Genomic DNA, 10,840 nt, shown 5'->3' with positions numbered 1-10,840 from the left:
AATGACGCCTGTTTTTCTGGGAGTTTTTGAAAGCAGCGCCTTGACCGTTGACTTTTTCCACAACCACCTAGACCAGGTGATTGCTTTGCGCCATCCGCTTGCGGTGCTGGCCAACAGCATGCCTTGGCAAGAGATAAAAGCCTCCCTCGCCCAGCGCTGGGCCCGTCAAGTCAAGGCCGGCAAGAAGATCGAGGATCAGGACTTGTTTGGTCCCGTCTCGGCCGTTGCCTGTGGCGGCGTCTCCAATGCCGGTCAGCCTCGTCTACCCACCCGGCTGATGGTGGCGCTGCTTTACCTCAAGCATGCGTTCAACGGAAGTTACGAGGACGTGATCCAGCGCTGGGTCGAGACACCCACTTGGCAGTACTTTTCTGACAATGAGTATTTCGAACACCAGTCGCCGTGCGACCCCACACACCTGGGGCGCTTCCGTAAAGTTCTGGGCGAAGAAGGCGTGGATGAACTGCTGGCCCGCACCATGGAGGTGGCGGTTACCCTCAAGTTGATTGCCAAGAAGGAATTGACTCGCGTGATCGTGGATTCCACGGTGCAAGCGAAAGCCGTGGCTCACCCAACAGACAGCAAGGCCTTGCACAACGCTGAGGTGTTAGCTTGAAGACTGGCCCGCAAAGGGGCCATGGCACACCTGAGGCGCACCACAAGCCGGGGGGCGCGCAAGGTGTCCAGGTATTTCAGATCTACTTTAAAAATGACCAGCTGCAAAAGCTGGACCCAAGTTTCATCGCCTATGACAACCGGCAGGTGGACGATGAGCGGTTGGAATTTGGGGTGTTTGAGCGTCTAGCGCAAAGGGCCGACGTTAAACAATTGCAGGCTTGGGGGGCTGTGTCTTGGCGGTTTAACCAAAAAACCGGGCTGACAGGCCAGCAATGGCTGGATGCCGTCACGGCAGAGCCCGGCGTGGACCTGTTCTACACCAATGTGGCGCCGCTGAGTGAGGGGCTTTATGACAATGGCTGGATGCAGGGAGAGATCTCGCATCCAGGCCTGATGAGTGTGGCAGCGGCAGTGCTCAAAGCTTCAGGTTACGACTCTGGACACTTGTTTCAGCCAGAAGCCTCGCACCAGTATTCGACGGCCAATTACTTTGTAGGTTCACAAAAGTTTTGGCAGCTGTATCTGCCTTTTGTAAAGTCCACGCTGCAAGTGGCAGAGCCCAGAGTGCAGCCATCAATCAAGCGGCAATTGCACAACAGCGCGGACCCCACGGGTTTGCACCATCGCGCCACATATGTCCCCTTCATTGTGGAGCGTCTTTTGCCTTTGTTTCTGGCCACGGTCGGACGCCATTTGCGCACGCGCCAGGTGCGCTTGCCCGCGCGCGAGGCCGAACTCAATGAACACATCCGCGTCTTGGCACAGCTCAAAGACAAAGCCATTCTTGAGCAAAGCACACTGCTGCTGACTGCCTGGCGAAATTACCGCAATTTGTATCTGCAGCAAGTGGCCCGGCCGGACTGGTGCAAACAGCACCTGCCTTGGATGAACGGACCGAGGTGGCAGACCTCGTTTTGACCGATCGCACCAAAATCGCCGTTGCCGGAACCGGCTACGTGGGCTTGTCCATGGCCACCTTGCTGTCGCAAGAGCACGAGGTGGTGGCCTTGGACATCGTGCCCGCCAAGGTGGACATGATCAACCGGCGCGAGTCGCCTCTAGCAGACGCGGAGATCGAGGTCTTTTTTGCGGGCAAGCGCCTGAAGCTGCGCGCCACGCTGGACAAGGCCGAGGCCTATGCGGGGGCAGAGTTTGTGGTGATTGCCACGCCCACGTATTACGACCCTCAGACCAATTACTTCAACACCCAATCGGTGACCGCGGTGATTGAGGATGTGATGGCCATCAACCCGCAGGCGCTGATGGTGATCAAGAGCACGGTGCCGGTGGGCTTTACCGCGCAGATGCGCCAGAAGTACAGCACCGACCGCCTGATGTTCAGCCCCGAGTTTTTGCGCGAGGGCAAGGCGCTGCACGACAACCTGTACCCCAGCCGCATTGTGGTGGGCGAGCGCAGTGAGCGGGCGAAGCGTTTTGCCGATCTGCTGTTGCAAGCCGCGCTTAAAAAAGACGTGCCTGTGTTGCTGACCGACAGCACAGAGGCCGAGGCCATCAAGCTTTTTGCCAACACCTACTTGGCCATGCGTGTGGCCTTCTTCAATGAGCTGGACACCTATGCCGCCACCCACGGGCTGGACACGCGGCAGATCATCGACGGCGTGAGCCTGGACCCGCGCATCGGCAGCCACTACAACAACCCCAGCTTTGGCTATGGCGGCTATTGCCTGCCCAAAGACACCAAGCAGCTGCTGGCCAACTACAGCACGGTGCCGCAAAACCTGATCCAGGCCATCGTCGAGGCCAACACCACGCGCAAGGACTTTGTGGCGTTCGACATCCTCAAGCGCAACCCCAAGGTGGTGGGCATTTACCGTTTGGTCATGAAGGCCGGCAGCGACAACTTCCGCGCCAGCAGCGTGCAAGGCATCATGAAGCGCCTGAAAGCCAAGGGGGTGGAGGTGATCGTGTACGAGCCCGTGCTGCAAGAGCCCGATTTCTTCCGCTCCCGCGTCGTCAACGACCTGGCCGCCTTCAAAGCCCAAGCCGACGTCATCGTCGCCAACCGCTCCACAGCTGACTTGGCCGATGTGGCAGACAAGGTGTACACGCGGGATTTGTTTGGGGGGGATGCTTGAGCGGCATTGGCGATGCAGCAGGCCAATTTAATCTAGCCACCCTGAGAGACTTTTTAAGGCTTCGAGCTAAGCAGGCGCGAGGCCTTTTTTGTTGTTGTGGGCATGACCGTGCCATACAATGCACTGTACGTATAACGCTTTAAAGGGTCTTTTATGCACAAGCGAATGACCATTACTTTGGATGAAGTGGTTTATGACGGGCTATACCGAACCATCGGTAAGCGTCGAATGAGCCAGTTCATTGAGGATTTGCTCCGCCCACATGTTTTGGATACATGTTTGGATGATGGCTACCGTGCCATGGCCGCCGACACAGCCAGAGAAGCAGAGGCACATGAATGGTGCAATGCTTTGGCAAAGGATATGCAGAGTGAAACGCGGTGAGGTTTGGTGGGTTGAGTTTGATCCTGCTATAGGCACAGAGATCCGCAAAACTCGACCGGCTGTTATTGTCAGTAATGACGCAGCGAACAGAAACCTGGCACGCGTTGTGGTGGTGCCATTGACGTCGAACACTGGAAAGCAATATCCAGGTGAAGCCTTGGTAACGATGGATGGCCAGAGCAGCAAGGCCATGGCAGATCAAATCATGGCGTCAGACAAAGCGCGACTGAAGGGGCAACTTGGCGCTGTGAGTAAGTCGGATATGCAAGCGATTGAAGACGCCATTCGAATTCATTTGGGTTTGGCTTTGGTGTGAGCAGAAGCCGCGGTCACGCAGGCCTTGGGGCAATCAATGAATGGTTCGTGGCTTCGGTTTGTGATGGACGCGGACACCAAGTCGCCAGTCGTGTTTTTTGCTTACCCGTGCACGCAATTATTGGGGTTTGATTACGTGCGCCAAGCGGTCAAACTGGAATTTGGTAGCCTGACCGATCAGCAGCCAACAGAAACACACCAGGTTTTGCCATTGCTGGCCCAGAGCTACGAGGGTCTGTTTGCTGATTGGCAATGCCAGGTGCTTGTTTTGGCGCTGGAGCTACGTTTTGGGAAAAAGCCACGATATTGCACGCCGAATTTCATCGGCCTGCAGAGTCGGTGATGCCGGATCGGTATGCGAGGCATTACTTTGACACGGTGCGTCTGTTGGGGCATCCGCAGGCTGGCGAGATGTTGGCCAATGACGCCTTGCGTGAGCGGGTGGTGAACTGGAAAAGCAAAGTGTTTGCCCGCAGCTGGGCGCGTTACGATTTGGCGCAGCGGGGGACATTCAGGCTGGTACCGCCAGAACTGGACATGATCAACAGGCGCGAGTCGCCTATCACGGCCTACCCTGTGGTGGGCATCTAACCCTTACTGGAACTGACACCATGACCCTCAATGAATTCACTGTGCCCCATTCGGGGGCCCTGGCCATCGGTGAGGATGGTCACGCCCGGTTCACCGAGGGCGCGCATCCCGATTGGCAGTTGCTGCGTCTGAGCGGCGAGGCGTTCAACCGCCAGCGCGTGCACTTTCGGGTGCGCTTTCGCTTTCCTGAGGCACAAGAGCCGCGCAGTCTGTATGTCAACCTTTGGGGCGGGCTGTGCCTCGTGGCGGTGGACGCGCAAGGCAGGGTGCATGTGCCCGACCCGAAGGTGCGTGCGCTGTTCCTGCCCGAATTTGAGGTCAGCACCACACCCACGGGCGCTCTGGTCATGACCGTGGCCTACAACTCGTTTCACCCCAGCTTGTCTCTTGGTTTGATGCAGGGCGGGCAGGGCGTCTACGCGGGCTCTGGTGCCAGCGTGGTGATCGAAGACTTCGAGTGGCTCGGAGGCGGCCCCGTGACGGCTGCGCCTCTGGACCATCCGGTCAATGTGATCGATATCGGCGCGGCTTTTGGTTTGCACCACGCCTGGGAACCTTATGCGGGCCAGGGCAGTCGCATTCAGGTGCTGATGTTCGAACCATCGGCGGTGGAAGCCGCTCGCCTGCGGTCGATGTACCCTGGTTTGCGGGTGCTGGAGGTGGGCTTGTCCAACCACAGTGGTCAGGTGGTGTTGCATGAGACGGCGCATCCGGGGTGTTCTTCGGTGTACCAGCCCAACACGCCGTTTCTGGCCAGGTACCGCATTGCCGACTGGTTTCGCGAGGTGCGTGATCACACCATTGCGGTCGAGCGTTACGACCGCCTGATGTTGTCCGGACAGGCGCCGCGTCCTGACTTTGTCAAGATCGATGTGCAGGGCTACGAGTACGAGATCTTGCAGGGCTTCGGCGATACCCTGAACGACATTCTGGTGCTCGAGGTCGAGGCGCACTTTTACCCCATCTACCATGGGCAGAAGCTGCTGCATGACTTGGTGGCCCTGATGGCGCTGCACGGCATGATGCTGTGCGCGGTGCGGCCGCAGATGAACTTCGACCAGGATCTGGTCGAAGTCAATGCCTATTTCGCCAGAAAGCCCGACCTGGTCGATGAGGCACGTCGCCCGGTGTTCGAGCAGATCATGCGCGTCATGAACCTCTGAGCCTTGGCCTCATTGGCCTGGCACGGCGGCGGCAAGGGTCGGGTCTGCGCCGCTGTGGGGGGAGACATGCACCTCGATCGAGAAGGTGAATTCCACGTTTTCGTGCAGCGCAATGCCGATGCGTACCTGTTCGTCCAGCGGGGCGCTGTCTTCGCGTTCGGGTTGGATGCAAAACAGGTAGCGCCCGTGCGCGTGGGCGGTGGCCTGTAACAGCGTGAACGCACGCTGGTGCAGCAGTGCGCAGTATTTAAAGAGCTGGTCGCGCGTTTGGTCGCTGGTGTTGCAGGCGTGGATCTGCAGCGTCAGGCTCAGGTTGTGGCTGGTCACTGGCAGGCTCAGCGGCAGATACCAAAACGACAACAGGCGCGGTGATGCAGCGGGCCCCGGCAGGTCGCTGTTCACGCGCACACGCACCTGCATGGCCGACCGATGGCCTTGGCGCACGTGTGCAAACTGCAGATGGGTGGTGGTACCGGGCAGTTTTTCATGAAACAGGTAGGACACCGGTCCGCCCATCGGGATTTCGCGCCATTGCCGGTCCACCGGCTCAATGGTGTCAAAGCGCCAGTCTTCGGGCAGTGCCAGCGCGTCAAGGGCTTGGTGCTGGCGGCCCGCTTGCAGCAATTGTTGGGCCATGTGCTCGCTCAGGCCCATGGCCAGGGCATAAAGCGCCATTTGCCGAGTGGGAGACGCCGAATCGCACAGCTGCTGCATCTGGTGCAGCAGCTGTGCCGTTTCGGGCTCGCATACCGACACGGTCATGGGGTGTTCGGGGTGGCGTGTGAACCATTTGATGCCCTGGTGGCGAGGTCGCGCGCCCAGTGCCAGCAGGCCATTGACCGAAACCTGTCGCTTGATGTGGGGTGTGTAGCTGTTGGCATCAAACCAACGGGTGTGCACATTGATGAAGCGCTTGTCACCCAGCCCGCACACTACCTGGGCTGGAAAAAATTCTTCGACCGCTAGCCGCACGCCGGGCTCGGCTTTTTCGTATGCAGCCTGCAGTTCTACCAGGCGGTGTTCGTAGCCCAGCATCAGGTCCCAGTTGTCGGTGCCCGTGAAAAATCCTTCGATTTCATTGGGGTAGAGCTGGTCCACCTCGGGACGAAGCAGGTTGTGAAAGGCCGGAAACAGGGCACGCTGGTCGGGATGGTCTGGGCCAGGGTAGGGGTAGCCGGGCTGGTGCTGACTGGGCGCTTGCGCCAGTGCCTCGATGCAGTCTTGCAGTTGCAGGGGGTGCGTGAACAGGCTGTTGGAGGCCAGTGTGCCAAAGTGCGTGAACTGCAAGGACTCGCGGGCGGCCCGGTAGCTTGACAAGTGGGCCAGCATGAGGGTGGCGCCCCAGTGGGAACGGGGGCGGTCGGCCCGCAGCAGAAAGACGCGCCGGGGTTCGCTCACTTCGTGGGCGTGCCGCTCCATAAATGCTTCGAGCATTGGCTCAGAGGCGTTGATGACCAAGGCGGCATCGGGCACATGCAGCAAAAAGTTGCTGATCAGCTGCGGTAAAAAGTCAACCCGTTCGTTGAAAAGCACCGAAAACCCGGCCACAAAGCGGCGCCGGGGATTTCTGCTCAAGGCCTTGAGGGCACGGGCGGGGCGTGGGGATGGGCTCATGCAGGAGGTGGCGAAGTGATTTTGTATTTTCACTGATAGTATTGACGTTTATAGCATCTAAAATTACAAAATTGAAAAAAGGCAACCCATGCGTCGCTTAGTGTTGGATCTGGATGGAACCTTGACGGTGGATCAAAAGGATGTGCCTTATGCCCTGAAGGTGTGCCGGACCGATGTGGTGGATCGCTTGTGGGAGTACAAGCGGCAGGGCTTTGCCATCGTGATCTATACCGCTCGCAACATGCAGACTTTTGCGTCGTCGGTGGGGCACATCAACGCGCACACCTTACCCGTGATCGTTGACTGGCTGCAACGCCACAACGTGCCTTATGACGAGATTCATGTGGGCAAGCCTTGGTGCGGGCACGAGGGGTTTTATGTGGACGACAAGGCGATTCGGCCTTCAGAGTTTCTGACACTGGACCACCCGCAGCTGCTGGCCTTGCTGGCACGCGAGCATGTGCAAGAGCCGGCGCAAGTGCCGGCACATGGGCTGTGAGCCTGGGGCAATGTTTGTTTCGTACACGTTTGTTTTGACCAAGAAAGTTGACCGACATGGCCACCCGTAAGAAAGCCGCCGTTGCCGAGGCCGTTGCAGTTGCCGTGGCTGGTACCCCGCGTAAGAGCCGCAGTCCCCGCAAGGCGGCTGCTGTGGTTGCCAACACGCCGCCGCCCATTGTTGAGTCGAAAGCTGAGCAGCCTAAGCTGGCCACCAAGCGGCGTCGTGCGCCCAAGTCAGCGCCGGGTTTGGTGCAGGGGTCGCTGCCCACGCCGGGGGTCGACCAGGCGCTCGAGCGCAAGCTGGCCAAACAGCCGCCGCGGGCGCTGGCTTCGCCGATTCGGGTGTTTCAGATGTATGTGGAGCCTTGGCAGCGCGAGCTCCTTGACGCTTCGTTTTATCCGCTCGATGTCAGCCGTGTGGCACCGAAGGAGCTGGGCCTGACGGTGTGGACCCAGCTGCAGACGAACGACGCTACTCAGGGGGCCTTGTTGTGGGGCGCGGTGTCGTGGCGGTTTGCCGAGCAGACCGGGATGGCTGGGGCCGACTGGGTGCGGCTGATCGAGCAGCAGCCGGGTGCGGATGTGTATTTTTCGTGCGCGGACACTGCGCAGGAGGCGGTCTTCCACAACCCCTGGCTGCAGACGCAGGTGCAGCTGCCGCGTTTGCAGGTGCTGGCGCAGGCATTTTTCGAGGCGGCTGGGCTGCCAGTGGCGCTGTTGGGCAGCATCACGCCTTCGTCGCTGTATTGCACAGCACCTATGGTGGTGGGCACGCCGCAGTTCTGGGCGGCTTATCTGCCCTGGCTGCGCAAGGTGCTGACCACGGCCGACAAGCGCATGCCTGCGGCGTTACGCGACGAGTTGCATGCGCCCTTGCCGGTGGGCTCTGCAGAGTCGGCGGCGTCCTATGTGCAGCTGATGGTGCAGATGCTGCTGCCGGTGTTTTTGCGCTCGCAGGGCCAAGACTTTAAGGCGCTGCGCCTGGCATTGCCCGAGCGTGAACGCGAGCTCAATGTGCACCAGAAGCTGTTGCGCGAAATGAAGGATGTGGCCCACCGAACGCAGTCGGCCTGGCTGGCGGCGTGCTGGGTTAATTACCGCAATCTTTACCTGGGTCAGACGCAGTCAAAACCCTGGGTGCAGAAGCATTTGCGCAGCATCACGCCCAGCGAGATCAAGTTCGCCTGAGTCCGGTATGGACGACAGCGTCGCTTTGAAAGGGTTGGCCTATGGCCTTGCAGCCGCTTTGGCTTGAGGCCGAGGCCATTGCCTCGGCGGCACACCGTCTGCGCACGGCGGGGGCCCTGATGGTGCTGCCCTACACCGATCTGGAGCAGGCTCGGCGCAGTGTGGATATGGCTGTGCAGCGCGCCGGTTTGCTGCCTGCCGAGGGCTTGCTGGTGGCGGTGCATGACGCAAAGCGTCGAGGTTTTGTCTCTGTGGTCAATGCCGTGTATGCGCATTCGCACAGCACTTGGCTGGGCTACATGGCACAGGATGCGTTTGCCGGCCGGGGCTGGCTGCAGCTCGCACTGGCCGCGCTGGCGCAGGGTCAGGGGGGCTTACTGGCCTTCAACGATGGCAAGTGGGGCGGGGCACTGGCGGCCTTTGGTTTGGCGCGGCGCGACTGGGTGGCGCAGGTGTATGGTGACAGTTTCTTTTTTCCGGGCTACCGCAGTCACTTTGCCGATGTCGAGCTGACCCTGATTGCGCAAGCGCAGGACCGTCTGGTGTATGAGCCGCAGAGTGTGTTGGTCGAGGTCGATTGGAATAAGGAACGTTCGGCGGTCAGTCCAGACGATCGGCGTCTGTTTCGTGCACGGGTGCGGCAGGGGCTGGGTGGCCGTGTGCTTGACCAGCAGTTGTTGGCAATGTTTGCATGAACGTTCGGCAGCTGCACACGAGTTATGTGTTGAAGGAGGACAGGGTGTTGTTGCGCCTGTTGACGTCTGCGCAGCAGGAGTATCGCCTGTGGCTGACGCGGGCCATGACCGGGCAGTGCCTGGCCTCTCTGGAGCAGGCTGGCTGGGGCTTGGCGTCGGCGGCTACGCCCGCGCAGCTGTCGCAGCTGTCGCAGCCGCACGATGGCGCAAGCCGGCAGGTGCATTGATGGCGGAGCCTGGTGTGGCGCATTGGCTGGCGCAGGCACAGCAGTTTCTGGCCAAGGCCGATTGGTCTGCCGCTGAGCGATGTTTGCTGCAGGCGCTGGCGCTGGCACCCGGCCTGCCAAAGCTGCATCACCACCTGGCCGTGTGTCGCCTGGCACGGGGCCAGGCGCAGCAGGCGCTGCAGGCTGCCACCGAGGCCTTGCGGCTGGGGCCGCCGTCGGCAGCTACCCAGGTGCTGCGGGGCCATGCCTTGAAGGCCTTGCGTCAGCACGAGGACGCGGATGCGGCTTATGTTCAGGCTTTGCGCTGGCAGCCCGACCATGCCGATGCCTTGCTCAGCCGCGCTGACCTGGCCATCAATGTGTTTGGCATGCCCTTGCAGGCCATTGGCTGGGCCCACGGCCTGCTTAATCATCCGGTGCATGGTGTGGATGCGCAGCTGACCACGCTGATGGCCAATGTGTATGACCGCAATGTGTCAGCGCAGACGCTCAGTGATGCGGTGTGCCGATTTTCGGCTCGGCATCTGCAGGCTGATCTGGGCTTGCCACCCTTGGGGCCACCCGGCCCCAGACGTGCGGGGCCGCAGGGCGGGCGTCCGCGTGTGGCACTGATTTCGCCGCTTTTCTGTGCGTCGCCGGTGTATTTTCTGACGATTGCAGGCTGGCGCCATGTGGCGCGTGGCAGCGACTTGGTGGTGTTCAGCCGTGGTCACAAGAACGACTGGGCTTCGCAGGCTTTTCGTGAACTGGCCCATGAATGGCATGACGTGCAAGAACTGCCGGCGGATCTGTTGGCACGGCGTATCCATGCCGCAGACATCGATGTCCTTTATGACTTGGGGGGCTGGATGGATCCGGTGGCGCTGCGCGCCCTGTCGGTCAAGCCGGCGCGGCAGATGTTCAAGTGGGTGGGTGGGCAGAGCCTGACCACTGGCCTGCGGTGTTTCGATGGCTGGATCGGTGACGAGTGGCAGTCGCCGCTGTCCCTGCAGAGGCTCTACAGCGAGCCTCTGGTGAACATTCCGGGAGGTTATGCGAGCTACACGCCTCCGGCCTACATGCCTTCGGCCAGCATGCACCGCAGCCCTGTGCCGGTGGTGTTTTCCAATCCGGCCAAGCTCTCGCGTGCCTTTTTGGCATGGTTAGCCAAGGTGCCGGGAACAAAGCGCTTGGTGCATCACCAGTACCGTTACGAGCGCGTGCGCGATCGGGTGCTCGAGGGCTTGGGGCCGGGGGCATCGGTGGAGTTTGTGTGTCCGCAAAGCCACCGTGAAGCTTTGCAGATCTTGGGTCGCCATGATTGGATGTTCGACACTTTTCCCTACAGCAGTGGATTGACTGCGCGCGAAGCCGTGGCAATGGGTATGAGGGTGAGGGCAGTTGCTGGGGAGTTGTTCTGTGAAAGACACAGCATGCACCTTTCGTCTGGCAGCGCCTTGTAGCCCAAC

At 60.2% G+C, this 10,840-nt stretch carries 14 protein-coding genes; 13 read left to right on the top strand and 1 reads right to left on the bottom strand.

Annotated elements, in window-relative coordinates; all coding sequences use genetic code 11:
• The first annotated feature begins 40 nt into the window (after window positions 1–40).
• From B9Z47_RS09630 to B9Z47_RS09595, 8 genes are all read left to right on the top strand, one after another.
• Window positions 41–616, top strand: coding sequence for a transposase (locus B9Z47_RS09630; RefSeq protein WP_158271663.1), 576 nt, complete (start codon window positions 41–43; stop codon window positions 614–616).
• Complete coding sequence (locus B9Z47_RS09625; protein ID WP_108331017.1) at window positions 613–1,536, top strand: hypothetical protein; 924 nt, start codon at window positions 613–615, stop codon at window positions 1,534–1,536. The genes B9Z47_RS09630 and B9Z47_RS09625 overlap by 4 nt, the downstream gene beginning before the upstream one ends.
• A complete protein-coding gene (locus B9Z47_RS09620; RefSeq protein WP_255418452.1) occupies window positions 1,500–2,714 on the top strand; it encodes a nucleotide sugar dehydrogenase in 1,215 nt (404 codons plus the stop codon). The genes B9Z47_RS09625 and B9Z47_RS09620 overlap by 37 nt, the downstream gene beginning before the upstream one ends.
• 165 nt (window positions 2,715–2,879) lie before the next feature.
• A complete protein-coding gene (locus tag B9Z47_RS09615; RefSeq protein ID WP_233253741.1) occupies window positions 2,880–3,098 on the top strand; it encodes an addiction module antitoxin in 219 nt (72 codons plus the stop codon).
• The gene (locus B9Z47_RS09610; protein WP_108331015.1) at window positions 3,085–3,414 is read left to right on the top strand and encodes a type II toxin-antitoxin system PemK/MazF family toxin; all 330 of its coding nucleotides are present in this window, start codon (window positions 3,085–3,087) and stop codon (window positions 3,412–3,414) included. Before B9Z47_RS09615 ends, B9Z47_RS09610 begins: the two co-directional genes overlap by 14 nt.
• A 63-nt stretch (window positions 3,415–3,477) precedes the next feature.
• Complete coding sequence (locus B9Z47_RS09605; protein WP_158271662.1) at window positions 3,478–3,756, top strand: hypothetical protein; 279 nt, start codon at window positions 3,478–3,480, stop codon at window positions 3,754–3,756.
• Window positions 3,756–4,004, top strand: a complete 249-nt coding sequence (locus tag B9Z47_RS09600) for a hypothetical protein (RefSeq protein WP_369912013.1) — start codon at window positions 3,756–3,758, stop codon at window positions 4,002–4,004. Before B9Z47_RS09605 ends, B9Z47_RS09600 begins: the two co-directional genes overlap by 1 nt.
• Window positions 4,005–4,024: 20 nt before the next feature.
• On the top strand, window positions 4,025–5,167 hold the full coding sequence (locus B9Z47_RS09595) for an FkbM family methyltransferase (protein ID WP_108331012.1): 1,143 nt from the start codon (window positions 4,025–4,027) through the stop codon (window positions 5,165–5,167).
• 9 nt (window positions 5,168–5,176) lie between these two features.
• Here B9Z47_RS09595 and B9Z47_RS09590 read toward each other — a convergent pair whose 3' ends face one another.
• On the bottom strand, window positions 5,177–6,781 hold the full coding sequence (locus tag B9Z47_RS09590; protein WP_146185777.1) for a hypothetical protein: 1,605 nt from the start codon (window positions 6,779–6,781) through the stop codon (window positions 5,177–5,179).
• An 88-nt stretch (window positions 6,782–6,869) separates the two neighbouring features.
• Between B9Z47_RS09590 and B9Z47_RS09585 the strand changes: the two genes are divergently transcribed.
• From B9Z47_RS09585 to B9Z47_RS09565, 5 genes are read left to right on the top strand one after another with little or no spacing between them, the layout of a single operon-like run.
• The gene (locus tag B9Z47_RS09585; RefSeq protein ID WP_108331010.1) at window positions 6,870–7,280 is read left to right on the top strand and encodes an HAD-IIIC family phosphatase; all 411 of its coding nucleotides are present in this window, start codon (window positions 6,870–6,872) and stop codon (window positions 7,278–7,280) included.
• A gap of 56 nt (window positions 7,281–7,336) precedes the next feature.
• On the top strand, window positions 7,337–8,470 hold the full coding sequence (locus tag B9Z47_RS09580) for a hypothetical protein (RefSeq protein ID WP_108331009.1): 1,134 nt from the start codon (window positions 7,337–7,339) through the stop codon (window positions 8,468–8,470).
• A 41-nt stretch (window positions 8,471–8,511) separates the two neighbouring features.
• Entirely contained in the window at window positions 8,512–9,165 is a 654-nt protein-coding gene (locus tag B9Z47_RS09575) for a hypothetical protein (RefSeq protein ID WP_108331008.1), read from the top strand.
• Window positions 9,162–9,392 carry a hypothetical protein gene (locus tag B9Z47_RS09570; protein WP_108331007.1) on the top strand — a complete coding sequence of 77 codons (231 nt, stop codon included), beginning with the start codon at window positions 9,162–9,164 and terminating at the stop codon, window positions 9,390–9,392. The genes B9Z47_RS09575 and B9Z47_RS09570 overlap by 4 nt, the downstream gene beginning before the upstream one ends.
• A complete protein-coding gene (locus tag B9Z47_RS09565) occupies window positions 9,392–10,834 on the top strand; it encodes a tetratricopeptide repeat protein (RefSeq protein WP_108331006.1) in 1,443 nt (480 codons plus the stop codon). The genes B9Z47_RS09570 and B9Z47_RS09565 overlap by 1 nt, the downstream gene beginning before the upstream one ends.
• Window positions 10,835–10,840 lie beyond the last annotated feature (6 nt).

The sequence above is a fragment of the Limnohabitans sp. 2KL-1 genome, from assembly GCF_003063435.1.
In the GTDB taxonomy this organism is placed as follows: Bacteria; Pseudomonadota; Gammaproteobacteria; order Burkholderiales; family Burkholderiaceae_C; genus Limnohabitans_A.
The sequence above is the reverse complement of the archived record's forward strand: the minus strand, read 5'-3'. Positions and strand labels throughout refer to the sequence as shown.